Source organism: Nostoc sp. DedVER02 (assembly GCF_034530675.2).
Classification (GTDB): domain Bacteria; phylum Cyanobacteriota; class Cyanobacteriia; order Cyanobacteriales; family Nostocaceae; genus Nostoc.
Window position 1 is genome coordinate 13,910 of the sequence record NZ_JAVRCP020000040.1, and the last position, 26,487, is coordinate 40,396.

27 protein-coding genes are annotated in these 26,487 nt (G+C 40.5%); 12 read left to right on the forward strand and 15 right to left on the reverse strand.

The features are described 5' to 3' along the window. The first annotated feature begins 14 nt into the window (after positions 1 to 14). Both RMZ41_RS26670 and RMZ41_RS26675 read left to right on the forward strand, forming a co-directional pair. Positions 15 to 1,460 carry an MFS transporter gene (locus tag RMZ41_RS26670; RefSeq protein ID WP_322644029.1) on the forward strand — a complete coding sequence of 482 codons (1,446 nt, stop codon included), beginning with the start codon at positions 15 to 17 and terminating at the stop codon, positions 1,458 to 1,460. A gap of 291 nt (positions 1,461 to 1,751) precedes the next feature. After that, the gene (locus RMZ41_RS26675; RefSeq protein WP_322644030.1) at positions 1,752 to 2,555 is read left to right on the forward strand and encodes a phytanoyl-CoA dioxygenase family protein; all 804 of its coding nucleotides are present in this window, start codon (positions 1,752 to 1,754) and stop codon (positions 2,553 to 2,555) included. A 122-nt stretch (positions 2,556 to 2,677) separates the two neighbouring features. Here RMZ41_RS26675 and RMZ41_RS26680 read toward each other — a convergent pair whose 3' ends face one another. From RMZ41_RS26680 to RMZ41_RS26715, 8 genes are all read right to left on the reverse strand, one after another. Continuing rightward, a complete protein-coding gene (locus RMZ41_RS26680) occupies positions 2,678 to 3,496 on the reverse strand; it encodes a beta-1,6-N-acetylglucosaminyltransferase (protein WP_322644031.1) in 819 nt (272 codons plus the stop codon). Between the two features lie 313 nt (positions 3,497 to 3,809). Then, positions 3,810 to 4,850: a D-alanine--D-alanine ligase gene (locus tag RMZ41_RS26685; protein ID WP_322644032.1), complete on the reverse strand. Its 1,041-nt coding sequence runs from the start codon at positions 4,848 to 4,850 to the stop codon at positions 3,810 to 3,812. A gap of 73 nt (positions 4,851 to 4,923) precedes the next feature. Continuing rightward, positions 4,924 to 6,321 (reverse strand): ATP-grasp domain-containing protein, encoded by a 1,398-nt coding sequence (locus RMZ41_RS26690; protein ID WP_322644033.1) that lies wholly within the window; start codon positions 6,319 to 6,321, stop codon positions 4,924 to 4,926. Positions 6,322 to 6,379: 58 nt separating this feature from the next. Next, on the reverse strand, positions 6,380 to 7,213 hold the full coding sequence (locus tag RMZ41_RS26695; protein WP_322644034.1) for an O-methyltransferase: 834 nt from the start codon (positions 7,211 to 7,213) through the stop codon (positions 6,380 to 6,382). Positions 7,214 to 7,217: 4 nt separating this feature from the next. Continuing rightward, complete coding sequence (locus RMZ41_RS26700; RefSeq protein ID WP_322644035.1) at positions 7,218 to 8,447, reverse strand: sedoheptulose 7-phosphate cyclase; 1,230 nt, start codon at positions 8,445 to 8,447, stop codon at positions 7,218 to 7,220. Between the two features lie 1,438 nt (positions 8,448 to 9,885). After that, positions 9,886 to 10,632 carry a phycoerythrobilin:ferredoxin oxidoreductase gene (locus tag RMZ41_RS26705; RefSeq protein ID WP_322644036.1) on the reverse strand — a complete coding sequence of 249 codons (747 nt, stop codon included), beginning with the start codon at positions 10,630 to 10,632 and terminating at the stop codon, positions 9,886 to 9,888. A gap of 62 nt (positions 10,633 to 10,694) precedes the next feature. Continuing rightward, positions 10,695 to 11,429 carry a 15,16-dihydrobiliverdin:ferredoxin oxidoreductase gene (locus RMZ41_RS26710; RefSeq protein WP_322644037.1) on the reverse strand — a complete coding sequence of 245 codons (735 nt, stop codon included), beginning with the start codon at positions 11,427 to 11,429 and terminating at the stop codon, positions 10,695 to 10,697. 275 nt (positions 11,430 to 11,704) lie between these two features. After that, positions 11,705 to 12,283 carry a phycobiliprotein lyase gene (locus tag RMZ41_RS26715; protein WP_322644038.1) on the reverse strand — a complete coding sequence of 193 codons (579 nt, stop codon included), beginning with the start codon at positions 12,281 to 12,283 and terminating at the stop codon, positions 11,705 to 11,707. Positions 12,284 to 12,398: 115 nt separating this feature from the next. Here RMZ41_RS26715 and RMZ41_RS26720 point away from each other — a divergent pair, with 115 nt between their 5' ends. Continuing rightward, positions 12,399 to 13,232: a pentapeptide repeat-containing protein gene (locus RMZ41_RS26720; RefSeq protein WP_322644039.1), complete on the forward strand. Its 834-nt coding sequence runs from the start codon at positions 12,399 to 12,401 to the stop codon at positions 13,230 to 13,232. Between the two features lie 51 nt (positions 13,233 to 13,283). On the opposite strand, the gene RMZ41_RS26725 is transcribed toward RMZ41_RS26720, so the two are convergent. Continuing rightward, positions 13,284 to 13,484 (reverse strand): hypothetical protein, encoded by a 201-nt coding sequence (locus RMZ41_RS26725; protein WP_322644040.1) that lies wholly within the window; start codon positions 13,482 to 13,484, stop codon positions 13,284 to 13,286. A gap of 146 nt (positions 13,485 to 13,630) precedes the next feature. Beyond that, complete coding sequence (locus RMZ41_RS26730; protein ID WP_322644041.1) at positions 13,631 to 14,293, reverse strand: HEAT repeat domain-containing protein; 663 nt, start codon at positions 14,291 to 14,293, stop codon at positions 13,631 to 13,633. Positions 14,294 to 14,295: 2 nt separating this feature from the next. Here RMZ41_RS26730 and RMZ41_RS26735 point away from each other — a divergent pair, with 2 nt between their 5' ends. From RMZ41_RS26735 to RMZ41_RS26770, 8 genes are all read left to right on the forward strand, one after another. Then, entirely contained in the window at positions 14,296 to 14,433 is a 138-nt protein-coding gene (locus RMZ41_RS26735; RefSeq protein WP_322644042.1) for a hypothetical protein, read from the forward strand. A gap of 17 nt (positions 14,434 to 14,450) precedes the next feature. After that, entirely contained in the window at positions 14,451 to 15,101 is a 651-nt protein-coding gene (locus RMZ41_RS26740; RefSeq protein ID WP_322644043.1) for a phycobilisome protein, read from the forward strand. Positions 15,102 to 15,524: 423 nt separating this feature from the next. After that, complete coding sequence (locus RMZ41_RS26745) at positions 15,525 to 15,812, forward strand: phycobilisome rod-core linker polypeptide (RefSeq protein ID WP_322644044.1); 288 nt, start codon at positions 15,525 to 15,527, stop codon at positions 15,810 to 15,812. Positions 15,813 to 16,023: 211 nt separating this feature from the next. Then, positions 16,024 to 16,782: a phycobilisome rod-core linker polypeptide gene (locus RMZ41_RS26750; RefSeq protein WP_322644045.1), complete on the forward strand. Its 759-nt coding sequence runs from the start codon at positions 16,024 to 16,026 to the stop codon at positions 16,780 to 16,782. Between the two features lie 381 nt (positions 16,783 to 17,163). Further along, positions 17,164 to 17,700, forward strand: coding sequence for a phycobiliprotein lyase (locus RMZ41_RS26755; RefSeq protein ID WP_322644046.1), 537 nt, complete (start codon positions 17,164 to 17,166; stop codon positions 17,698 to 17,700). 58 nt (positions 17,701 to 17,758) lie between these two features. Then, positions 17,759 to 18,388 (forward strand): chromophore lyase CpcT/CpeT, encoded by a 630-nt coding sequence (locus RMZ41_RS26760; protein WP_322644047.1) that lies wholly within the window; start codon positions 17,759 to 17,761, stop codon positions 18,386 to 18,388. Continuing rightward, positions 18,382 to 18,720: a CpeR family transcriptional regulator gene (locus RMZ41_RS26765; protein ID WP_322644048.1), complete on the forward strand. Its 339-nt coding sequence runs from the start codon at positions 18,382 to 18,384 to the stop codon at positions 18,718 to 18,720. The genes RMZ41_RS26760 and RMZ41_RS26765 overlap by 7 nt, the downstream gene beginning before the upstream one ends. A gap of 601 nt (positions 18,721 to 19,321) precedes the next feature. Further along, a complete protein-coding gene (locus tag RMZ41_RS26770) occupies positions 19,322 to 20,329 on the forward strand; it encodes a phycobilisome rod-core linker polypeptide (protein WP_322644049.1) in 1,008 nt (335 codons plus the stop codon). A gap of 373 nt (positions 20,330 to 20,702) precedes the next feature. Here RMZ41_RS26770 and RMZ41_RS26775 read toward each other — a convergent pair whose 3' ends face one another. From RMZ41_RS26775 to RMZ41_RS26785, 3 genes are all read right to left on the reverse strand, one after another. After that, on the reverse strand, positions 20,703 to 20,897 hold the full coding sequence (locus tag RMZ41_RS26775; protein ID WP_322644050.1) for a hypothetical protein: 195 nt from the start codon (positions 20,895 to 20,897) through the stop codon (positions 20,703 to 20,705). Between the two features lie 137 nt (positions 20,898 to 21,034). Beyond that, positions 21,035 to 21,679 carry a pentapeptide repeat-containing protein gene (locus RMZ41_RS26780; RefSeq protein ID WP_409876031.1) on the reverse strand — a complete coding sequence of 215 codons (645 nt, stop codon included), beginning with the start codon at positions 21,677 to 21,679 and terminating at the stop codon, positions 21,035 to 21,037. A gap of 219 nt (positions 21,680 to 21,898) precedes the next feature. After that, positions 21,899 to 22,861 (reverse strand): orange carotenoid protein N-terminal domain-containing protein, encoded by a 963-nt coding sequence (locus RMZ41_RS26785; RefSeq protein WP_322644051.1) that lies wholly within the window; start codon positions 22,859 to 22,861, stop codon positions 21,899 to 21,901. A 546-nt stretch (positions 22,862 to 23,407) separates the two neighbouring features. Between RMZ41_RS26785 and RMZ41_RS26790 the strand changes: the two genes are divergently transcribed. Beyond that, positions 23,408 to 23,575, forward strand: coding sequence for a high light inducible protein (locus RMZ41_RS26790; RefSeq protein WP_322644076.1), 168 nt, complete (start codon positions 23,408 to 23,410; stop codon positions 23,573 to 23,575). An 848-nt stretch (positions 23,576 to 24,423) separates the two neighbouring features. Here RMZ41_RS26790 and trpE read toward each other — a convergent pair. Next, on the reverse strand, positions 24,424 to 25,953 hold the full coding sequence (gene trpE / locus RMZ41_RS26795) for an anthranilate synthase component I (protein ID WP_322644052.1): 1,530 nt from the start codon (positions 25,951 to 25,953) through the stop codon (positions 24,424 to 24,426). Positions 25,954 to 26,052: 99 nt separating this feature from the next. Then, the gene (locus RMZ41_RS26800) at positions 26,053 to 26,478 is read right to left on the reverse strand and encodes a photosystem I reaction center subunit II (RefSeq protein ID WP_322644053.1); all 426 of its coding nucleotides are present in this window, start codon (positions 26,476 to 26,478) and stop codon (positions 26,053 to 26,055) included. Positions 26,479 to 26,487 lie beyond the last annotated feature (9 nt).

The following is a 26,487-nucleotide window of genomic DNA, read 5'->3' on the forward strand; positions in this document are numbered from 1 at the left end:
TAAATGCTAGATTTATGGATTCTTATCAGGTTGAAACAGGTGCGCCTCTTCCTATAGAAATTGTTCAGATTGCCTCACCATCAACAACCCTCTCTTCAGCCTCAACACTCAGCCCTCGTATTTCTAAAGATGGTATTCGCAGAAGTTTGAGAGCTTCTACTGTGGATGGTGTTTTCGCAGCAGTTTTTTCTGTTGGCACTGGCGGAATTTTACTAGGTAATTTTTTGGTAGAGTTAGATGCCACGCCGATAGTATTTGGTATGGTGAGTTCTATCCCCATGTTGGTGAATCTCTTTCAACCGATGGGAGCTTATTTGTCTGAACGCAGCACTAGCCGCTTTCAGTATTCCCTTCGCACTCATGGGATTGGTCGACTACTATGGCTAATTTTAGTAATTGGCATTGTTAGCTTTAGTTGGGGAGGGCTGAATTCTAACCAATTAGTGATACTCTCGCTCTTTATTCTCGTATGTAGCCATTTTTTAGGAGGACTAGGAGCCGCATCGTGGTTGAGTTGGATGGCAATGTTAGTCCCACGGCAATTACGAGGTAGATATTTCGGGCTACGCAATAGCCTTGCCAACTTAACCGAGTTAATCAGTTTGCCAATAGCCGGTCTAGCTGTATCACATTGGTATGGGGGAAGTATCCAAGGTTATGGGGTGATTTTGTTCTTAGGCATTATTTTTGGAATTGTGAGTTTGGGGTGTCAATATTTCCAAGTAGATATAAATCCTCAATTACAAAATACTTATTATGCTAATTCATCTCAAACCAGTGAAATTAAGTTAGACTCGACACCAAATGAAGCTAGTGAAATATTTGAAGCAATCTGTCTGCCGCAAATACCAATTTCCGAAAACAACATAGATAGCAGCATTTGGAAAAACTCTAATTTTTTGGTATTTCTGCTTTATTTCGGCTTATGGACATTTGCAGTTAACCTCAGTGCCCCATTTTTTAATCTCTACTTGCTAGATACGCTAAACCTGGATGTGAGTTGGGTAACTTTTTATAATAGCCTGCGTGCGGGGGCACACATGCTAATGCTCATTCTGTGGGGTAGATTATCAGATAAAATAGGCAATCGTCCGATTCTAATTTCTAGTGGAATTCTAATTGCAGTTATACCCTGGTTGTGGTTGATAATTGGTTCTAGCCCTCTCGATCTCTGGCTGTGGTTGCCGCTATTACACATATTTATTGGGGGTAATTGGGGAGCAATTGACTTGTGCAGCAACAATCTTCAGATAGAGATTGCACCAATAAAAAATCAGTCTATCTATTTTGCAACAGCAGCAGCTGTTGCTGGGGCAAGTGGTGCTTTAGGAGCAACTATCGGTGGCTTCATTGCTCAATTTGCTGGGTCTTTTGGTATAGCGGAAGTATTCATTGCATCAGGTGTATTACGATTAGCATCGCTTCTTCCGCTCATTGTTAAAAAAGATTTGGGTAGTTAAAGTGAAATTTGTTGTTTACATTACTAAACAACAAATTTCACGCTCAAAATCGACATTTATCTAACTACAGAAAGAACTTATAATTTATATCTCTGCTCTATACTAGAAAAGTTTTGTAACCTAGTGATAAAGTTCTTGTCAGTAAAATATGTTCTAGAAATCTGTTGTTGCATAAGCTAATATACATTTAATTTGCAATCGGGTTGTAATTCCTGTTTCAAAATGCCATTTAAATGCCAATTAGGTTATCTGATCCAAAGAAGTTAAATTTCAAAATCGAAAAAAGTTAGGATGCTTAAGGTAGACACATCAAAAATCAGTCTTCAGCAAGTTGAAGCTTTTCAGCAAGACGGCGTTATCTGCGTTAAAAATGTTTTGGATGACATGTGGGTAGAACGCATACGAACAGCTGTTGACAGAAATGTATTAATCGCTGGCCCTTTAGAAGTTAAAGGCATTCCCAGATCAGAAGGTCATGTAGAACATGCTAGTAGCTTATGGCTGGTTGATAATGATTTCCGTGCTTTGGCTTTTGAATCTCCGTTAGCAAAGCTTGCTGCTCAAGTATTGAAATCAGAAAAACTAAACTTTTTGGCTGACGGTTTTTTTGTGAAAAAGCCGAAAGCGAACAGCCGTGTCGGATGGCATAACGACCTACCTTACTGGCCTATACAAGGTTGGCAGTGTTGTAAAATTTGGTTGGCTTTAGATAGCGCAAACCAAGAAAATGGTCGATTAGAGTATATCAAAGGCTCTCATAGATGGGGCAAAGAGCTACGTGAAGGATCAAATCCCTCGTGGTTCGTAGAGCCAGAACCTCACGAAATTTTATATTGGGATATGGAACCTGGAGATTGCTTGATTCATCATTTTCTGACAATTCATCATTCAGTAACCAACATATCTTCTACAGAAAGACGTGCAGTAGTAACGAATTGGACTGGTGATGATGTTACTTACTATCACCGCCCAAAAGCATGGCCTTTCAGACCTCTTGAAGAAATTGATCTACCAGAATTTAATTCATTCAAAGCCAAAAAATCTGGTGAGCCAATAGACTGCGATATGTTTCCTAGAGTTGAAGTGCGTCGCTAGTCGTAAATTTACAGGTGGTTGCTGCTATGTGTTAAGGATGCACTTATGAAAATTTTCCTCAACTTAGTGGCAACCATCGCTGAGATTTATTTAGCTGAGTAGATCAAAATTTTAAGTCAATATTATGATGTAATCTTATCAAGTTCATCGAGAATATTGCTATCTTTATTAATGTCAAATTTCCGAGCAAAATGAGCAGAAGATGCAAGTAGATTAGGCAAATCTTCCATTAGCAATACTTTTGGATGAGGGCCTCCAGTTGACCAATCAATGTATCGGCGACGGTCATTTTTTAGTTTAAGGTCAGGTGCATTAGCAAGTATAGTTTGAAAATAGGATTCGTCTGTATATTTAAGATTACTGTAGTACAAAGTTAAAGCATTTTTCTGACTGTGGAAATCAATAATGTATTTGGCAGCTTTGCGATTAGCGCAAAACCATTGACTTCCACTGAAGCAAGCAAGTTTTTTAGAAAAAGGAAGGAAAGCTTTTGTTAATAGTGGGTGTTCTAAGCGTATTTCTAAATTTAGTTGAGCAAAGTATTTTTTTGATAAATTAAAATAAAATGACTTTGTACAATATCGTTGATAAGAATTTTTCAGCCATAACATATTTTGTGTTAAATCGCTTTTATAAATTTTATATGTGATTGGCTCATACTGAATATAAGCATCATAAGGATTTGAGGCTAGATCGTCCAATATTTGTTTTGCAGTTTTAATGGGATAGTCTGCTCCACTGAGTAATACAAACCAATCTGGTGCATCTGGAACCTCATACATCAGTTGCAGTGCCTTTACTGTAGCTTCTACTAAAATAAATTTTGCCCATTCTGTCTGTAGATGAGGACGTACTACTAAGACATTTTTTGAAAGATTATCTACGGGTAAATCGCATTTGGAAAAATCATGATGACACACGATTAAAGGATAGTTAAACATCCTGTTTAACGTATTTATCAATCTGTAAATTTGTTGAGGGTTTGTATGAGTTAGTAAAATAAAACCTATTGAATTACTAGGGTAATTAGACATGTTGATATGGCTATTGAAAAGATTTGTTTTGCAGTTAGCGTTTTTGTTGGCACAGGAGAAGGAGAAAATAAGCCAATGGGTTTGAGTCTGGGAAATTAGATCGAATAGTAAATTATTAATTAAAAAACTTTGTAGAGCGATCGCTACCTCAACCGACTTCTTAATCTGCGCTCGCACCCGTACACTACAACAAGAAAAATCTATGCCAAGAAACTGACTATCAATTCTGCAATGACTTACTGCCCAAAGTTTCATTGATAGCAGTCATAAATAACTCATTTAGAGGGATTCCCACTGCTTTAGCCATAGAGGAAATCACGCTTTTGGGGGCAAAAGAACAATACAACCCGGCTTCTAAGAACCAAGGTTGCCCCATTGGATCGATCCGAAAGTCAAATAAACTGTAATGGCGACACCCCAAAGCCTGATGACACTTCTTTGCCACTTGCTGAACCTTTTGGGTAATTGGATCGTTAGGGTCTACAATCCAAGACTTCATATTATCTTTAGCAGCAAAACCCAAATTGCCATCGTCCGTTTTTTTGAGTTTATCTGCATGGCTACGGATGGGTTTCTCGTGGGGGTCTAACAGATACTCTTCAAGAGGTAAACCCACTAACTCCCCATCTTTGACGATGATGCCGCATCTAACTTCTCGACCGAGTTCGATGAATGTTTCTACAATCACCTCCGAATCATATTCAAATGCTTCCTTCAAAGCAGCGTCATATTCAGTAACATCTTGAACTAAGACTACTCCTAAAGAGTTATCAGAATTTGCGGGTTTGATGATTGCTGGAGGTGTAATTGTCGGAATGTCTCCTTGGCGGAGTAGTTCTCCATGAGGGACTTTTACCCCTGCTGCTTCGACAATTGCTTTGGTTCTGGCTTTGTGGGCAGCGATCGCCATAATATCTGGAGTATTACCAATGTAAGGGATCTCCAGCAGGTCGAATAAAGCGCGGTATTCAGTCATTCCAGGAATACAAAACATTTGTGGTAACACGAGGTCAATGTTTTGTGCTGTTATAAACTCTATAGCATCAGACAGAGACATCGCTTTGGTGTCAGCAATATCTTCAGGGCTGAGAGAGGGAGGAAATCGCCAGTGGCGATCGGGTGTGATGTATGCAATCTGAAAATCATACTGCGATCGCTCTGCCATTGCTGCTAGACAGTCTTGGGCGTAAAGGCGTGATAAATCACAGTAAAAATCATCCTGTGCAGACCCAACTAATTGAAGAATACGAAGTGCTGGCATAATTTATTTTTCTATCAATTCTTTAATTACGAATTACGTTAGCGAAGCGGGGCGAAGCCCATTACGAATTATTTTAATCTCCGCCTAATTCCACCAATTTACCAATATTGAAATCTATTTTCACCCAGCCTTTGAGTTGTTGCAGATTCTTCAACAAAAGTAAGGGAATTTGCCAGTGATGCAAAGTTAAAAATGGTAGAGGATCGTCAAGCTGATAAATAGCATCAGTTCCCCTTACTAAAATATTCAAACGTGTTTGCAATTGTTTCCAAGAACGGATACCAGTTAGTCGCCAGATTTCGTGATATATGAAGTAAGTGGGCTTACTACTTGCTAGAGGTTCCAGAGGTGCATCTAGGGGAGTTTTACCAAAATAGGCATCTGCAACACCAGGGTGATTGTAAAACATTGTGATTGCCGAATGAGTACGGGGATTGCATTCAATGGCGTAAACTGTACCGTCTTCAGCTTGGATAAAGTCGAAAGACACTTGTCCAGTCAGTCTCAAACTCTTGACGAAGTGTTGCACCCATTGACGAATTTGGGGATTTTCAACGTTTTCATAGTTGATTTGAAACGCCGAAGAGTCTGAACAGCAATGCAATCTTAATTCCCCGTCCCGCACTGTACTATGAGTGCATAATTCTTTGCCAGGAATAAACTCTTGCATAATCCAAGGTTTTTCTGGACTGATGGGTAAACTTTTGACGAAGGCTGCTGTCTCTTCTGGAGTGTCGCAGGGAAGTTTAGTTAAATTTAAACGGCGAACGGAGTCGTAATCAATACTTTTAAGAATATATTTACGGGTTTCTTGACTAAAGTCAAAGTTAATAACCTGCTGAGGATCGGTGATTTTAAATGACTTGGGGACAGATAAGCCAAGCGATCGCGCCCGATCGGTAAAGGCAAATTTATCATCCAACATCTTAGTTATATCTGCATCAAAGTGGAAAACTTCGCAGTATTCTGATAATGCAGGCTTTGCTAAAGAGTCATAATAGCTAGCTACAGGACTGCATACAGGTACGTAAATGTCAACATTTTCTTTCTTGACGATTTCTACTAGCGCCTGTATATAGCCTTCTGGGTCTGATTGCGGAGCCGGAACTGTGTAAAAACTACTTACAGCCTTAGAAAATCTATGACCAGACAACCAGTATTTATGACCTTCAATCAAAATAACTCTATGTCCTGCTGCATGGAAAGAACGGGCAAGTTGCAATGCTTTGGTCATCTTTGCCCCACTCACCAAGATAGTCAGAGGATGAGCCGCTACGACAGCTTTTTTCGTAAATGGCGATTGCACAATGCCCCACAGCAAAGATATCAATACTATCAAAGCATTGAACGGTAAGGCTATTAGTAATAAGGTCAAAGTACCGAGAGTCTTAAATAGAGCTACTACCTTTACCCTCACACCTGTTGATGAGGTTGGAGATTCAGGCAGAGATAAAGAAATTGATTGTGCCATAAGTCTTTCCTTTGTATTTATTGTAGAGACGTTGCAATGCAACGTCTCTACAAACTTCTTACGCTATGCGTCTAATCAGAGTCACACCATCTCGGATGGGTAACAAAACTTGTTCCACACGAGGATCGGCGGCGACAACACGGTTGAACTGAGCGATCGCTTCACCGTTGGCGGTACGTTGTTCCGGTGGTAGGTAAACTTGTCCTTGCAACAAAGTGTTATCTACGCAGATTAACCCGTCAGCAGCTAACAACTCACTATCTAAGATGATCTGGAAGTACTCTACATACTCCTTTTTATCGGCATCTATGAAGATTAAATCAAATGATTCTTTTTTGGCTGCCAGCTTGTGGAGTGTCTCTAAAGCGGGTGCTACTTCTACAACGATTTTATTGCCGTGGGGAGATTCCTGAAAACAAGCTTGAGCAAATTGGGCTACATAGGAGTCAACCTCACAACCGATGAGTTGCCCATCGCTTGGTAGTGCCTCTGCCATTGCCAAGGCTGAATATCCTGTAAACATCCCTACTTCTAAAATGCGCTTTGCTTTAGTCATGTGAACAAACATTTTCAATGTCTGTCCTTCCAGATGTCCTGACAACATTTCTTGTTCTAGTTGGCGCACTGTTTCACCATCGCTAAAACGTTTACTCCAGTCTTCTTTACTGGTTTTTTGCGCCAATGCTGTCAATGCACTCGATTCGGGAGTGGTGTAATCATCCAGATAGGGATCTAAACCCGCCGCTAATTCAACTCCCTGACGCAGAGAATCTAATATCTCTATGGGAATATTGCTGTCTTCTGCTAATTTCAGGGTTTGCTGTAGCTGGGCTACTAAAATACTGTGTGGCGTTATGGGCCTTGCTGTTTCTCGTCCTAAAACACTCGTCATGTCTTCACACCCCCAAGAGTTGAGCTTCTTGAGTTTCAATGTAGGCATCAACGCCTTCACCGCCACGAGGGTATTTAGCACAAAGACGTTTATGTTCAGCTAAGGCAGCATCAAGTTCTTCACGAGTCAAATCGTTGACAAAGAAGCACTCACCAATGGGACGAGGCATAGCTGCACGTTGTTTGCCGTCTCGTGTCAAACTTATAGACTCGGTAGCATCCCAGAGCAAATCCCCATCTAGTAAAGGATGATCGAGTGATAGACCAATGCGACTCATTAAGTCTAAAATGCGATCGCGCTCCTCTGTTGGAATATAGCCTCGTTGTGCTGCTATGGTTGCAGATAAAGCCATATCTATATTGACAGCGTGACCATGATATAGGGGTACGTGAGGCGCTAACTCTAAGGTAGGACTCCAAGTATGACCGTAGGCTATGACGCGATCGAGATCGATTTCATGCAAGTTTGGAGTCTCTAACTCCAACATAGTTTTAATTGCTTCGTAGTTGAGTTTATGGGCAATCTCTTTAAGTTCGGGTGTACCATTCACTTGTCCAAAGTGAGTGGAAAGTAGTTCTTCGCCATATTCGTATAGCATTTCAAAGACTTCAGAGTTAGAAACTACAGCAATTTTCACTAACTCTGCCATCCCATTACGAACTTGAGCCGTTGGTAAGGTTTTCAAAAATGAGAAATCGAGGATAACTTTCAAAGGTGCATGATATGCTCCCAAGCGATTTTTTAACTTGCGATGATTAACTGCTACCTTAATCGCTACACCTGCATCGATTAAACCAATTAACGTTGTCGGAACCCGAATGAAGTTACTCTTGCGACGATAAGCAGCGCAAGCAAAGCCAGCCACATCAGTAATTAGACCACCACCAACGACTAAGACCGGTTCCTTACGAACTAAGCCAAAGTCTGAAAAAGCATCAACAATTTTCTCAAAGCTTTCAAGGGTTTTAGCTGGCTCTGTAATGATGATGGGAAATACTGTCAGATCGATGTCATAGTGCCTAAAATATGACTTAATCTGCTTTCCATAAAGTTCATAAACATTGGCATCAATCACAGTCAGACAGCGACCAAATTTTGCATAGCTATCTGCTATTTCTCTATTTTTAATATCAAATGCACCGTTCACATAGACAAGACTAAAATCGATTTTTTCGTAACCTTGCACGTGAAATGCAGTTTCTGTAGCTTCAAAGGATGCTTGAACCTTATTCATGTTTGTTGACCTTTATTGCAAAAAATTGGAATCTTTCGGTAATAATTGTGATTTACCTGAATGCACGCCGCAAGAAATTGTGCTTTTTATCTTTATTAGATAAAAGTCACTACAAAATTAGCTTTCAATAAAAAGCTAACAGTTATTGCTGACTGGCAATGTTATTAAACACCACCACTCATTTGAATAAATTCTGTATGCGGGTTAACCTTTAATTCGGCATAACCTCAAAGTAATCAACTAGTCCCATAGCAAGAGTATTGGCATAATACTTGCCTGTTTTTTCCGGGATGTTGATTTTAAATTTTGGGAATTCATCTTAATTAAGATTGATTCCACTATGTTTAACCTAATGGCTTTCCAACTGTACGATTCCGCAAAAATTCTACTCTAGAAAACTGCTCGTATCGTTGCTCTCCAAGCTTCAATTTGAGATTGGAACCCTGATTAATCGTTAGTTCGCTGTTTTCTAACATTAGTATCAAACCTTATATCATTAAACTTGTTACATTGTATTTGCTTCAGAGTGACAGTAGAGTTTTAGGGAGTTTATCTACATTTTTACTAACTCCACTATTCACTATGTTTGTCTCCAGCAAATTTCCGACTATTAGACTTTGTAAAACTCCTACTTTAGTAAACTACTGATATTGTCTATTAATTGTCTATCCCCAGGATGACATTTGAGAGTGGAGGGATAATGAATCCTCAATTCACTGTTTTTTAACATTAGTCTCAAACCATAAAACGACTAAAAACAAACGTCAATCAGTACATTCTATTCAGAATAACAGTATGATTCATCTTAAAATTCAGTCAAGTTAATGCTCAGTATTCAACAAACTTACCTCAGTAACTCTTGAAAACTCAGAATTTAAATATATCTGAGTTAACGTAATAAAAGTTTAACTTTATTAAGGAATAGTTGGGTGCTAAAACATTTCTAAGTTTGCTTAAATTGCCTTTATGGTGCTAAATTGGCTTATTTTAGCTTAAATTGGCAAATAGCTTACTGATTGTTAACTGAAAAGCACAATACAAATCATAACATTAGAGCTATACAAATCATAATAGATTTAAATATTTTTAAGTCAATCCACCATCGGAAGTGTACTGCGCGACCAAATATTTTTAATAAAGTCTGTCTAAAGATAGATATTTTATACAGCAGCCATATCCAAGCCACTCACGAGTAATATAATGCTTCTCATTTGTATGCAATGCACTTTGACCTCGGAGAGGCTTTGAATCTTACTCCCCAACGCTAGTAGAAAAGGGCTGCTCTTGTGTATAAGCGTGACTCGTAAGGGTTATTCTGACTCCTTCTCGATCGCTTACAACAGCTTCTAAATAATCGGACAGAAATATTTACACGCAAAAAGATCGTCCTACAAAGGTTTCAGCGATCGCATTGCGAAAAAAATAGATAAAGTTGAGTTTAGTTGATCGCTGTTAATTTTCTCTCTAGGTCAAATAAGAAGCCGTGGATATACTCTTCAGTCCATTCGGCACCATAGAAGCGTTTGAACATCCCTCGTGCTGGATCTTTTTCAGCCCGATACCGCAGGTATCGCAGTTGGGCTTGCTCAATAGCTGCTAAATTTTGGGAATCTGTTACAGGTTCTGCCTGCTCTACGAAATCCAGATAAGCTTTTAAATAATCTTGGAAAGCGGCAAATACCTTAGTTTCTACTACAGCCGTTTCTTGGGGACGAGTCCACAAAAAAGCGGGAGAGAAAAAAGGCTGTGCTTCTTCAGGAAAATCTCCTCCCCAAGATAGATGCTGTTGATGGGTGTGAAAAATGGGCAGAATTGGTTCTGTATATTTTGCCTGATATGCTGGATCGTTTCGATATAAAGGCTGCATATCCAAAGCAATTAGGTGTCCTCCTGGCAAAGTCACCAAATCCGCCCCAAAAAAGGGTAAATCGTAGTTGAGGTGGGGGAAAATCACAAAATTCAGCACTTGCAGCGAATTACCACCTTGGACATGAGCAGCACGAATTTGGCGTAATTTTGCGGTTTGAAAGGCGTAACTAGTGGTGACAACCTCTTCCTGATTTTTGCCCTTGCCCACAACAGCGCTTTTAGACTCAAATCCAGTAGGAATCGGGTAGGGTTGTAAGTCTAAGCGCGATCGCATATAACCGATCGCATAATCGAGAAATGGTTGATACAGTGTCACGTCGCTTCGCTCCGAATTCAAAATTCAAAATTCAAAATTAATCATCCCCAATGCCCAATCGATTATCTTTTGCTAGCACTAACTACTAAAGGAACAGCATCTTCAAATAAGAATTCATGGAGAAAGCGCTCTGACCATTCATGACCAAAGTAACTGCTAAACAGACCAGATGCCGGATCGCGGTCTGCACTATATTGGTCATAGTCTTTTTGAGCTTTAACAATCCGTTGGATATCTTCAGGATCGTCGAGTGGTTTTGCATCTGCTAGCATTTGCCAATACAGATTTAAATAATCTTGGAAAGCTTCAAAGACTCGTGTTGCAACTGTTTCAGCGTCTGTTTTGGCAAACAATAGGTACTTAGAAAAATACTGATTAGCATCGTAAAACTTCATTTCTAAGTTTTGTGCCAAATCCGGGTATTTATTATGGAGATATTTTAGCGGAGCTATATATTTGTTTTGATAATCTGCATCCTGAAATAAAGGCTGAAAGTCAAGTACGATCAGATTTTTGACTTTACCAAAGGATAAAAAATCAATGCCTAACAAAGGTAGATCGTAGTGATGACTGGGATAAACCACGCTGTTAAAAATTTGGGCGCTTTCCCCAGCATCAATATAGGTATAGCGGATTTTCCGCAACTCTTGAGATTGGTAACACCAACTGCGAATAGTTGCAGGGTTTCTGCCGCGATCGCTAACTTTGAATTCCAAACCAGGGGGAATGACCCTACTTTGTAAATCAAACCGCTGAAATAGCTCTTTTTCTAAAAATTCCAGGAAAGGCTTATACATGGAGCATGATTTGTTAACCCTTGCATGAAAATAAATGATGTCAATCATGCACGTCTCATTTATGAGAAACAAAGCAACATTCCTTAATGGGGAATTGGGAATTGGGAATTGGGAACTTGTACTGAGCGTTCGCGTAGCGTCTCGTAGAGAAGCCGAAGTATTGGGAATTGGGATTGAGTATAGTTATTCTTTTTGTCCCCCTGCCCCCTGCCCCCTGCCCCCTGCCCCCTGCTCCCCTGCTCCCTGCCCCCTGCTCCCCACCCCCCCGCTCCCCACTAACGCCTAGCATGATTGCGAGCGATCATTTGCTCTAGTAGTTCTTGGGAAACACAGCGACGTTCAGAACAATAAGTCATTAAGTTGACACCGTTCATCATTCGCACGGTACTAACTCTGACACGAAAATCATTCGTAACAAACCAACAACGTTCTTGACCTTGGTTATTGTCATAGTCAGTATCAATGGTCAGCACTCCATCATCGGCAAACCGATACCGACTCACGACGGGAATACTTTCAACATAACCTTGATTGCGGATCAGTTTTCCAAAACGCTTCGTTTCGTCTGGAATATCAACCAAAATTGCAGCATTATCGCTATTAGGTAGCCTGGTATCTAGGTTAGCCTGCCATGCAAAGCTAGCACCACCTGTTGCTTTAGTAGGATCTATCCCCTGAGCTTTACAGACTTCCTGGACTTTCGGATCGTCTTTTTCTATAACTTGAATAATTAAATTCGACTCCCCCGATTCATCAGCCGCGGAGTCAAAATGATGAACGGAGCGTTCTGTAAACCATGTCCCCTCACTTTTACGGAAGAAGTCGATCATTGACAAGGGCGGTATTAGATGCATCTGTTTTAAAACCTCTTTTATCAAATTTTGGCGCTCTTGAATACTGACTAATGAGATGAAGTCCCGATTTCGCTAAAGTGTAGAATAACTCCAAAAGTTATATTTTTATCAACTGATGACAAATAGTGAAATTCAACTTATTACTAGAGAACGTCCCAGTCTAACTCCAGAAATATTAACAGCCCTGAAAGGCGGAACCCCTCTAGATTGGGCGGATTTGTATCAATTCAATCTCAGGGAAGTCGATTTACAAGAAGCTAACTTGAGCAAAGCCAAGCTACTAGGAGCCGATCTCAGGGAGGTAGTCTTGACTAATGCCGATTTGAGTGGGGCAGATTTGCGAGGTGCTAATCTGCAAGGAGCCGATTTGAGTAGAGCTAATTTGCAGGGAGCCTATTTAAATCGTGCTAATCTCCAACAAGCAAATCTCAGTGGCGCAAATTTGGAGGGAGCGAAACTGCAAGTGGCGCATTATGATACACAAACGAAATGGCCCCAAGAATATAACTACAAAGCTTCGGGAGCGGTGGGACCGGGTGCTAATCTCAATGGTGCTTTTCTGAATACAGCTTCTTTACGAAATGCAGATTTACAAGGTGCTAATCTGCGTGGAGCCTACTTGAGTGGTGCTGATTTGACGGGAGCAAATTTACAAGGTGCGGCTTTAAGTGGCGCTGATCTGACGAAAGCTTATTTGACTGGTGCTTGCTTGCGGAATGCTCGATTGACAGGAGCCGATTTGCGGGATGCAGACCTACGAGCAACTGACCTCTGTGATGCAGAGATGGAGCATCTTCAAAGTATCGCTGGGGCAGATTTTACTTTAGCGCAAGGACTCACGGAAGCAACTAAAGCTATGCTTAAAAGCCGTCCATATTCCGAACTTGACACTTGGAACGCCTACACTCGCAAAACAACTCGTGAGAGTTTGAGTGCTTTACCAATATAGTGCTGAGTTGTAAATAGCTGTAAAAAGTAATTTATATGCATTCAGCACTGTTCATAAAGGCTGCCAGTTCTTTTTTAAGAGCGCTAAAAATGTAGCGTATCCTTCAGAAAAACCCGGCGGATCGGGTAGAACATATTGGGGAAATTCTTTATACGATCGCCAAGGTTCCGAAGCGTTATGCCGCAAATGTAAAGCACATTCTGAGGAACCTGGTAGTCGCCAAGTCATTTGACCAGTTTGTATATTAGTCACAAATGCCTCCTCATCTTGAAAAAGTTGATCTTTTCTTCCAGATTTTGGCAGATTACCCGGATATTTTGGTCAATTTTAAGGTAAAATAATATATTAGCTATTGTTCAAATAAGTTTGATCGCAATATTCTGTACAAACCCACATCGCTATTGGGGCAACAAGTCTTCTAAAGCTGCTCCGACAACTCGGTGATCCTCATCTTGTCTGAGTTGGTTCAAGGCTGCTTTTGATTCTGGCTCGTCAAATCGTTTGAGGGCATAGCTAACTCGCACGCGCATCCGCCAAGATTCATCATTCACTAAGGTTAGTATTTGGGATAGTGCTGCACTATGTTGGCTAGAATTAGCTAGCAAGCCGAGTCCATCAACAGAGGATTCCTGAACTGTGAAATCTTCATCTTTTAAACCTTGAACGCATATATCAAATAGTTCTTCAGGACAATCCATTTCTGCGATCGCAGCTAAAATGCTCCGCTTAACTAGCCAGTGGTCATCCTGATAAAATGCCAGAACTAGATGAGAAACTGCGACTCTGCCAAATAACGATAACGAATTTGCCGCCTCAGCCCGCACATTAGGGGTATCGTCAAATTTCATAATTTGCATCAAAGCAGCAAAGGAATCTGCTGATTGTTGATTTCCCAAACCCCTGGCTACAAAGGAACGTACCAAAAATTCTGAGTCATGAAGTTTACTTGTTAGCAGAGGAACTGCAACTTCTGATTCATAATCATTGAGGGCTGCGATCGCCTTTAAACGATTGTGAAAATCTGGATTCTTCAGTTCAGCTTGGATTTGATGGATTTCCATAGATGCATTTGGTAGAGCTATCTTTACTTTATTTTACAGATGCTAAAAAATGGCGATCGCATTTGGGAAGATTTAATGGTGTGGGGCAGGGGAGCAGGGGGGCAGGGGAGCAGGGGAGCAGGGGAGCAGAGGAAAAATAATCAATGCCCAATGCCCAATGCCCAATGCCCAATTCCCAATTCCCAATGCCCAATTCCCAATTCCCAATTCCCAATTCCCAATTCCAATGACTCAATTAAGCGAAACTATCAAAGAATTAATAGCCAAAGCGAGAATTATCAGCTTTGCTGAGTGGGAACAGTCCCATTCAAAAGCAGCGATCGCCATATTCCAAGCTGCGGACGATGCTTTCCGCTATCTGAGTGACGAAGATTTATTGCAGATTACAAGTTTATCACCAGATAATTCTGAGTTGATTCCTGTTGCTGTATTGTTACGCGATCGCGCCGCCGAAATCGTTGATGAAGCTAGAGAGCAGGTTTTAGCAACTTACCCTAAGATTACCCAGCCTGGAGGTGGACTTTATCCGCCTGAACGCGCTCAAGCTTGCTGGCGCGATTTTTGGCATTTTCTTCGCTGCATTACTTATGGCATCGCGGGTGGACACGCTGAGTATACAAATCCTACAGGACTGCACTATATGAACATTCTCTATCAGGAGTTACACGTTCCATTAGATGCAATGCTATTAGGCTTAAAAAGTATCAAGGCTGCTAGTTTGAAGCGGTGTCCAGCCAATCAGCAGGAAACTCTTGCTCCCTATTTTGACCATTTAATCAGCCAATTGGCTACTTTCCAAATTCGGTAAAGTTTGTTGTAAGCCGCTCGATACGCTTACTAAAAACCAATTTTATTAACTTTACATTACGTAAGATAGTTTGATTTATTCTTGCCCAGCTACCAAGATAGACTTGGTGACTCAGCGCGATTGATACTCTTGCTCAAGGGAAAACAGCAATATCATCACCTGTACCTCAATAGCAAATCAAATGCTAAAAACAAGCTGAAATTTCTCTAAAGCCTTATTTAACTTCACAAATTTTAACAAATATGGCTTCGGCATCGTATCAGAATGTGTAAAGGCATTAACGATGTAAAAACTTAAACCATCGAGGCTAATAAGGATTAAAAGTCTCTATGACCTCTCCTTTGTCACAAAGATGTAAAGTTTTTTAACATCTGCTGAATATCCTTCTCATAAAATTTAGTTGTTACCTGGGAGATAGTGTGAATGGCTTTTGGAACAGCATCACGATTAGGGGTCGCTCTTGAAGATACCGATCCTATTGATCTGTGGCCAAGTCGCTCTAATGAGGAAGTTGAAACCGTAATTCGAGCAATTTATAAGCAAGTTCTAGGCAATGCTTACGTAATGGAAAGTGAGCGGCTTTCTGTACCTGAATCTCAACTCAAAGGACGTGAAATTGGCGTTCGTGAGTTTGTGCGTCAAGTAGGGAAGTCGGAACTTTACCGTTCGCGGTTTTTTGATAGCATCCCTCGCTATTGGGTAGGCCATTGATCGTTCATTAAAAGCGATCGCCGATCTGGGGTTTAATCAATTCTGCCGTCAGTTGTCATATACGTAGATATTTAACGCACTTTAAAAAACTAAAGTTTTACAAATGCTAGTCAGTAGCAAAAATAACTGACAGCTGAGGCAAAATCTACCTCCATAAGGGGTGGGATACTCGAAAATTTCATTTAATTCACGTTTTTAAGGAGATACTTCAATGTCACTTTGGGTTATTGATTCACCTAATGTTGAACTACGTCCCAATACCAGCGAAAGCGAATTACAAACATTGATTCGGGCAGTTTACAAACAGGTTTTGGGCAATGCTCACTTACTAGAAAGTGAGCGCCTAGCCTCTGCTGAATCGCAATTACGCGATCGCAAAATCAGCGTCCGCGAATTTGTCAACACCGTTGCAAAATCAGAACTTTATCAATCCCTATTTTTCAGTTCTTCTTCCCAATATCGGTTCATTGAACTGAACTTCAAACACCTGCTAGGCCGTCCACCTGCCGATCAAGCAGAAATTGCCGAACACGTTCGCATCTACAACGAACAGGGCTATGATGCTGAGATCGACTCCTATATTGATAGCCAAGAGTATCAGCTGAATTTTGGCGAGAATATTGTTCCTTATCCTCGCAGCAATACCTCCCAAATAGGAATTAAGAATGTTACCTTTAACCGCACCTTTGCCTTATTGAGAGGAGTAGCAACCAGCGATAGCGATCGCAAAGCCAAGCTGATCGGCGACATAGGTGCAAATTTACCCACATCCATCAAAGCGCCTGCTGCTGGTTCTAGTGTAAGCAGCACCAGCAAACGCTTCTTGATTAAGGCAGTCAAAGGTTCAGCTAATCTCCGTACTCGTCTGGGCAACCTTGAATATGTAGTTAACTACAATCAACTATCTGGGCAAGTGCAAAACATTCATAGAACAGGCGGCAAAATCATCAGTATTACTGAAGTTGCTTAAATAGGTGAATGGGGAATAGGGAATGGGTAATGGGGAAGAAGCAAGGGAGCAGGGGGACAAGGGGGACAAGGGGAAATTACTGAATAAGTCTCTCCCAAGTCTCCCCCCTCTTCCTTGTCTACCTTGTCTCTTCTTGATGCCCAATTCCCAATTCCCAATTCCCAATGCCCAATTCCCAATTCCCATTACTCTATGTCAGAGAATCCTTCCATCACAGTAACTTCTATACGAGATGCTAACGCGCAGTGCGTTTCGATCTAATTTTTTTTATACTAGTATGCAATAACCCACAACTAAAGTTTCTTTTGAATTTCTTTCCTCCAGACTCCTGCCTCCTGCCTTCTGCCTTTTTGTAAGGTACTTTTTTAAATCACTTTTCTAATGGAAATTACTGAATTCTTTGAACTTTCAATTGGACGATGGCGATCGCAGCGTAGTGGTCATCATTTAGCATTCGCCCACTTTGAACAAGTACTATCTAACATTGACATTGAGCCTTTATCCAACGACGATCCGGCAGTACTATCAATCTGCCAATTGTATAACACTGACCCAGGCAGTATCACCCATCCCTTTCGGATGACTTGGGAGGGTGAGTCAGACTGGGACGATAAACCAATCTCTGGTAGTACCGTATTAGTACCAATTCCAGATATAGAAAATCCTTCTAGAGGCAAACTTTTACGTGATAAAGGATACGCCGAAACAATCCCCGCAGTAGCTAAATATCATTTAAGTGATGATGGTATTTTTACCCTGGTGACAGAGTATGAACTCGCTGCTGCTGAGGAACGAATTTGGTTTGCTACCCCAAATCTGCGATTTCGGGTAGCGACCATTAAAACCAGTGATGGTAAAGGCGTGACAACAGCTTCCTTTTCTTCAGAGATTCGCTCTTTGTCTGGTTCAACCAATTAGCAATATCAAGTTACAACATAGAAGTAATCATCTAGTTTTGTCACTACTGAGGTTGAAGATGACAATAGCGCCCAGTGAATCTAGCACCAACGCTAGCGATTTGCTCACCTTAGCCTGTTGGATGGCAGGAGATTTTAGCAACTACAAGCAATCTTTTGCCAATCCGCAACTTTACGCCCACATTCACATTTTTTTTCGTCCTTTACCGATTGAATTTTTTTCTGCCATCGGTTTTTACTCAGAACAAGCTTATGACCACGATTTATGGACACCCTATCGTCAGGGAGTACATAAACTAGTGGATTGTGGCGATCGCATTTATATCGAAAATTACAGCTTGAAAGACCAGATGCTTTATGCAGGTGCTGCTCGTGAATTAGATATCCTCAAAACCATTACCCCAGAAAGTATCGAACGGCGTTATAACTGTTCAATGGTTTTCCAACGAGAGGGTGAAATGTTTCGGGGTAGCGTGGAACCTGGTAATCAATGCCTGATTAATCGCAATGGATGCCAGACATATCTAGTCAGCGAAGTAGAAATAACTGAGCATACTTGGATAAGTCTAGATAAAGGTATGGATATTGAAACCCACAAGCAAATATGGGGTTCAACTGCTGGGCCTTTACGCTTTGAAAAACGAGAAAGTTTTGCTGATGAATTACTTGCAGTGAGAGCATTATGTTGATCCAGCTTGAATCTGTTAAATATAAAATGTTACCTCCACAGGCTGAAAAAAAGATGCGTTGCTGGATTCGCAGTCGCCACTTGATTTGTTCGGGTAACTTTTTTATATTCGAGACATTAGAGTATACAACGATTGAGAGATTTTCTGAATGTGTTGGTTCTTTAGGAGGAACAGTAATATCCGTTGATCCCATTAATAAAATCTGGATGGGCGATCATCGTCAAGTGATTTTATATCAGGCAAAAGCTAGTTTACATACCCCACATCATAATTTGAAACAATACTGGATAAAATACGGTGGTTTCTACACTAGATTTGATGAGCGGGCTTGAAAATTAATATACTGCGGATATCCTTTTGACATTTTGGATTTTAAATACTCCTTAAGGGAGTTGACGGCTAATTGTTAATGTTTAATTGCTAATTGTTCACGATAATTAGCTGTTACTTATTAACAGTTAGCCGTCTAAGTTTGTTAGAAAATGTAACTAAAAAAGTCTCCAAAAGTTGATAAATTAATTGTGACTGGAAAAGTAGTTAAAATTTCAAGGCTTATACCATTTGGGATTGAGAATTCTTTTTCTTAAAAGTTCTATGATTCCATCTGCCGCAATAATTCAGGACTTACGCAAGAACCCTCTAAAACTCTTATTCCTTTGTGTCCTTTGCGGTTCGTTTTATCATGATTTTGCGTAAGTCCTATAATTTTCAAATTGGGATTACGCAAACAATAGCCGAAAAAAAGATTTTCTTCTTAGCTTAATTCCTGAACTACCTTTACAGACTGTAATTCTACGTAGTGTATCACAAATAATTTGGTATTAGCTTTACCACGCAAGCATTAATAAATAATTAGTTCTCATTCCCTTTAAAAACATAGATTTCTAGCGAACGTTCTCAAAACCATTAGTTACTCCTACCCACATAAACCCTATGCAGACTTTCGTAGATGACCAAACCAGACAACGCCAATATCAAGCCTTTCCCCAAGCAGAACCCATTGAACTGTGGACTAATGCTTCACTTGATGAGATTGAAATCGTCATTAGAGCAGTTTATCGGCAAGTGTTGGGTAATGCCTACATTATGGAAAGTGAACGGCTGATCGTTCCCGAATCTCAACTCAAGCAAGGTATAATTGATGTCCGTGAGTTTGTGCGTCAGCTTGCCAAATCAGAGTTGTATCGCTCCAGATTTTTTGATACCGTTTACCGCTACCGTGCTATTGAACTAAACTTTAAACACTTGCTAGGTCGCGCTCCTGATGACTATTCTGAGACGATATATCACAGCAATATTCTTGATGAGCAAGGTTTTGAGGCAGATATTGATTCTTATCTAGATAGCGACGAATATTTAGATGCTTTTGGGGAGAACATAGTGCCATATTACCGGGGTTACAAAACCCAGACGGGCAAAAAGATATTGGAATTTAGCAATATGCTGCAACTGCTACGGAGCAACTCTAGCAGTGATAAGAACCTAGCGACGAATAATGAACCTCAACTGGTGCGATCGCTAATTACCAACACTCCTTACGGTAGACTTAAACCTACAGATGTTAGTGCAATACTTGCTGAAATATTCAAGCCAAGACCAGAAACGGCTGATCCGGTGAATACATTTATGGCTGCTCGCACAGAAGCCGAACAAGGCTTACGGCAAAAAATTCAAGAGCAAGAAAGCCAGATTGCAACTTTGCAACAACAGCTAGCAGACTTAAAACCCTTTGCCAACATCGGGACAACAAAATTTAGTAGTAGTTGGCAGACTTCTAGTTACGTAACCAGCACAGGCGAATATACATCTTTGCAACAGCAAGCTGACGCGCAAGCAAAACAGATTGCAGCTTTGCAAGAGCAAGTTGCTGATGCTCGACGGTCTGCCACAATTGGAGAAGCCCGATTGAATAAGTGGCGCAGTCGCGTTTTTAATGGTTGATTTTTCTACTGTTTCGTTTTGTCAGGTGCGTTATGCTATATGCTAGCGCACCGCTTTTGTGTAAGTTAACAATGTAGCGATCGCTCTTTATAAATTAAGATTGATGCGATCGCTAAACTGTATCTTCAGGATAAACGGAGATATTTTTACAGATTATCTAATCTATATTTTTATTAATTATATTCTCGATACTTATAAAGTCATTTTTAACAAAGTGCCGCCAAAATTTCTGTACTTTATTCATTAATTCCTCAATATCACTCAATACGGTTCAGTTAAGGTTTAAGGCTTTGTGAAAGTAAATTTTTTTTAACGAACCGCTAAGAACGCAAAGTACACAAAAGAAGAGAAGGAAAAAATAAGAAAGAAATGCTTAACTGAACTGTATTTCAATATCACTATTTTCATAATCTTTAGGAAATGCTAAAAAATTTGAATGGCGTAATTCTTGACGTACTACACCGATCGCTTCGAAAATATTAAACTGAGCGAGTTTTGATTCCAGTTTTTCTAAATCTTCATTCTCAAGAATTAAACTTTCGAGCAATGCTCGTTCTGTTGGAGGCATTATCATTACTACTGAATTTTTTCTGGAATAACAGTTGTATTATTCCCATAAATTCAGCAATAGTTCTTCATTTAGGAAAAAATTGGGGATTTTTGCAAGAGCAAAGTTTTAAATTTTTAATTAAACGGCAGTAACGCTCAACCCGCTTCAATTAAGCTTCGTTCAGGTAGGGTGACTCCGTTCAATAAACAGTAGTGCAAATCAACTCCAGTCAAGTCTACTTCCGTGAAATCAACGTCACTTAAATCAGTTTTGCAGAAAATAGCTTTGGTAAGATTGGCATGACTGAGGTCTGTATTGCTTAACTTTGCGCCAGTCAAATTTGCACCACTGAGATTTGCCCCAGCCAAGTTTACACCACTGAGGTTAGCATAGCTCAAGTCTGCCCCAGCTAAATTTGCACTACTGAGGTCAGCATCATGCAAGTCTGCTAAACGCAAATCTGCTTTCATCAGCGAAGCTTTATGCAAATCTACATTCCTAAGAGTTGCTCGAATCAAATTAGCAGCCTTGAGATTTACTAATATCAAATTTGAGCCACTTAGATCCGTTCTCCATAAGGTTGCCGCAGTCAAATTTGCTTCAATCAAGTTTGCACCGCGCAAGTTAGTCTGTGATAAAGTTGCGTTAGCCAAGTTAGCTCGATTCAAATTGATTCCAGCTAAACACACCTCACCAAGATTAACTAAGTGCAGGCTCACTTGAGCGAAATTTCTCTCTCCTGCACAATAGCGTTTGAGAAGTTCATTAGCATCCATACAGCCTGCCTTCCAAATCTCCATCTCTTACCCAAAAGTTACAGAATCTAATCAAGAATTACTGAAAATATCTCTCATTACAAGACTTTTAAAACTCCGCACCAACATTAAAATTATTTAATAATTTTTTAGAATATTCTCGATGATACTAGTTGCTTTCCAATGCTTAAGCGTGGTGAAATAGCCATGTCTACGTTTACGCTCTTTTGCTCATCCACGCTTAAGCAACAACTAATTTAACCTCTACTTACGTACTAGGTTGAGTAGTTCTTTAGGAGAAGCAAGCAAGTCAATCGCTACGAAGAAGATTTTGCCTTGAGGATCGAGCAAAAACCGCCATGCAATATTCATTCCCACACTTGCACCAAACCAAGGAGTTTGGACTTTGCCGGTGACTTTAACTTGGGTATAGCCATCTTCCACTGGCTCGGATATACCACGCTCTGGTATCATCTTTAATCCTTGGCACTCCTCACGCATATAAGCGCGGATTGCATCTTGACCAACAATCGGTCTTTCAAAGGGAGGTTGCAAAGCACCTTCAGAAAGAAACAGAGCAACCGCAGCTTCAAAGTCATTAGCATTCATGTTGTTGATATAGCCAAGCACTGTAGGGTTGCTGACACCCTCAATGGTGACTTTAGTCCGAAACGCTGGTGCAGTGGGGGGAGCCACAGGTTCTGAAACTTTTTTGTAACTACCGGGAGCGTTCGGGTCAAATCCCATGCTGACTACGGTATTGCGGAGAATGGTGATTTGTTGGCCTGAATCAGCATTCCTGATTGCTTCTAACACATCAGCAGCCTTGGGAGAAAGCTTGTAGCCTTCTGGAATCGGAGCGACAATTCCTTGTGCCATCCATTCTCCTAATTGATACCAGAAGCCCAACTTGATGTTTACGGTAAAGGATGCATAAGAACGGCAAAGGGGTGTATCAGCACGGTTAGCCAAATCGTACATGACTCGTGTTTGAGCATCGAAAGGCATCTGCTTAATTTGTTCAAGTAAGCCTTGTGCGAGTACCATGTTAGCTGCTCCAGGAGCAGCAACCGTAATACTTCTACCCATTTCGGTATAAGCAAACCAAAGTAATGCTAGTTGATCTTCTGCATTGAGTTCAGAGAATGATTGGACAACAGTTGGAACAATGTCAGCAACTAAAGTCCCAGGAAAAATACTTTGAGCCGACTTGAGGGTAAAAGACATAGCAGGTATTCCCTAAAAAAATTACAGTTCTATCGAATGTGAAAAGATGGAGGTGAAATGCGTTTTGCTGTTAATAAAGGCACTCAGCAGTTTGGACATAAGCCATCGTAGGCATGACAATTTTGTTGCCGTTGAGTTTGGACACTCGGCAGAGTAAATTGTAGGCTCAACTGCATAGTTATTTAAAAAACCTTGACCAACAGTGCTTCAACGCATGGATATTGTTTTTGTTTCGCTATGTAAAGAAACATAACAATTTCGTTACAAATAAGCAATACTTCCTCAGCTATAATTCAATAATTTTTATTTATACTTAATATAAGTTTTACTGAAGTTAGAAAGGCAATTGACGCTTTTATGTGTATATATTTCTAAGAGCAATGCCGAATAACTAGTTGTAGACATCACTTATCTTCTTGCACGAATTTAAAATACCTTACCTGCTTAGTACGGTTATTACTACCTTTTACAGTACGTCAAGTGCTTGCAAAAAATATTTACAATAAATTAAATTTATTTACAGATAACAACAATAAAAAGTAAAAAATAACAAATAAAAGCTTTAGTATTAACGAACGCGGTCAACTCAACAGATTTACAATTGAACTCAAAGTTTATGTTGATGAAACGCCACGCGCAGGCTTCACCAAATATGTCGAAAAACTCAATGGTTGTTTGGCAATGATTGGTTTTCTCTCACTCATCGCCTGGTAAATTTTCACCGGATACAGTTTGATTGGATGGCTAACTACCTAGCTTTTAAAGAAGACGCTTTAGATTTACCAATTTTCTCCAGTTGACAAATAAAACAATTTAAAGGCAAACTTATGAAAACTGACTTTGATTACCTCAGAAAAGATTTGATTGAAGCAGTAGTTTTTAGACCTGCATTTCAACAAATTTGAGACCATCAATGTCAATTAAGCATGGTCATTGTTGGTCAATACGACAAGGGATAGGGACAAGAAATTGAATTCGGTTGATTTTTCACTACTCTTTTAATCGCTATTGGAATAAATGGAATGATTTGGGCGATTTACTTCAGCCAATAAGGACGAGTACGTTTGTTCATTTATCTAGTAAGTTCAAAAGAGGACTTGGATTTGAACACCAAGACTTCTTTTTACTGTTGAATACGTCTAAAAAAGTCTATTTAGCTTTGGAAAAAGTTCGATGTTGATTGGATTTATAAAGCTTCCTAATTTGTCACGGTATTGTGGATACATGGGCTTAGAAGTAGCAGAAATTGTTTCCAAGTATCTTGCAGTTCAAAGTAAAACTTATGTAATTCAAAATAGAAGGATATTGATAAACCAGCTTTTAAAGTCTGGTCTAGATTCTCATACAGCAAATCGAACTGTTACTGTGCTTGTATCAAGCCCAATTTTACAATTAACCAATAAAAATCAATTGGCGATTAATTTTACGCGATAGTAATTTGTGAAAATTTTTGTTAATTCTTTCCTCTGTGTTCTCTGCGCCTCTGCGGTTTGTTACAACAGTAATTTTCACGACTGGATTGGGGGAATATAAGAGTTAGAAAATACGCCCTAGTACCCAGTTCAACGCAAACAACGAATCGCTTCTAATAAACCTCTAGCTTTATTAAGTGTTTCTTCATATTCTTTTTCTGGCTCAGAATCAGCTACTAAACCTGCACCAGCTTGGACACTAACCGTTTTATCATGTACTACCATTGTGCGAATTGCGATCGCAGTATTTAATTGTCCTTCAAAATCGTAATATCCATAGACACCAGAATAAACACCCCGACGGCTAGACTCTAACTCGTGGATAATTTCCATTGCGCGAATCTTGGGTGCGCCACTTACCGTACCTGCTGGGAAGCAAGCTTTCAATAAATCCCATGCTGTTTTATCTAGTGCTAATTTACCGACAACATTGCTGACAATGTGCATTACGTGAGAATAGCGCTCAACTACCATCAATTCATCAACTTTGACGCTACCATTTTGACAAACACGCCCCAAATCATTCCGCCCTAAATCTACAAGCATCACGTGTTCGGCAACTTCTTTAGGATCTTCGAGTAAATCTTGAGCATAAGCTGCATCTTCCTGAGTGGTTTTACCCCGTGGACGTGTCCCAGCAATGGGGCGTACCGTTGCTATAACTCCCCCATCTGGATCGGTTTCGGCTTTCACCATCACTTCCGGGCTGGAACCGATGATTTGCCAATCTTGGAAGTTAAAGTAAGCCATGTAAGGCGAAGGATTTATCTGACGTAGAGAGCGATAAAGGGCAAAAGGGTCGCCTGTGTATGGTGTTGATAGTCGCTGAGAAATTACTACTTGAAAGATATCGCCTGCTTTAATATAGTCTTTGGCCTTTTGAACGCTGGCACAAAAATCAGGGCGAGTGAAATTACTTTTATAGTCTTCTGCTCCCCTGCTCCCCTGCTCCCCTGCTCCCCTGCTTCCTGGCGGTTTCCATTCCAATCGAGTTTTTTCTGGGGATAGGGGGAGAGATAGCTTTTCAAGCATTTGGGTGACGCGATCGCCCGCTTCTTGATAGGCTGTATGTAAATCTACATTGGGGTCGCGTAAATCAGCATAAGCAACCGCCCAAATTTTCCGCTTCACCTGGTCAAAAATCAACAGGTGGTCTACCTGCATCCACAACCCATCAGGGATATTTCGCTCATCTGGTGGATAGATTGGCACGCGCGGCTCAATCCAGTTAATCAATTCATAGCCCCAAAACCCAAACAATCCGCCAATCCCTGGCGGTAGCTGTGGTAACTTGACTGGGTGATAAGGTGCTAAACATTCGGCTAAAGCTGCAAAAGGGTCGCCTGCAAAAACGACTTGTGAACCATCGCGGTTTAATTGGGTAGTGCGATCGCCCCTTGCTTCCAAAACCCAAAGCGGATCGCAGCCTACTAAACTATAACGTCCTAATTTTTCTCCGCCTTCTATCGATTCCAACAAAAAGCTATAGGGCTGACCTGCACAGACTTTATACCAGGCAGATACGGGAGTATCTAAGTCCGCTACCCATTCTTGATATACGGGAACAAAGTTACCTTGTTGCGCTAGGGTGGAAAATTCGGAGAAATGCGGAAAAATCATTATTTTTCAAAGGTAATTGGTAATTGGTAATGGGTAATGAGTAACTATTTTTCTTACCAATTACCCATTACTAATTACCCATTAGCTACTAAAAGCTAGTTACGGAGCGTCGTAGGTAGTAACACCGCTAAATTTAACTTTAGAGGGACTGGGGTTTTGTCCAATCCGACGGTCTACATAACGCACTTTGTCACGACCTTCATTTACCTTTTCAGGGAAGACACCATCAGCTGGGTGAAGCAGAGTGGTTTCTCCGTTGGGTAAAATCCGGTAAACTTTGTAATCTGTAATCTTGAGTTTCCGCAGTTGCTGACCGCCCAAAGCGATGCCATATTCTTTACGAGCAATATACAGCAGGTTTTCGCCTTGTCGCATTGTAGCAGCACCACCTGTAGGCAATTCAAAAACTTGCTCTTTCGGGCTAGTCCAAGTGATAGCGTACTTTTCTTCCACTTCTGCTTTCTTGAGCAAGCCACCGGTGCTGCCAGCAAATAGTGGGGTTTGTCCAGAGAGTTTTTCTGCCATAAAGTTCCA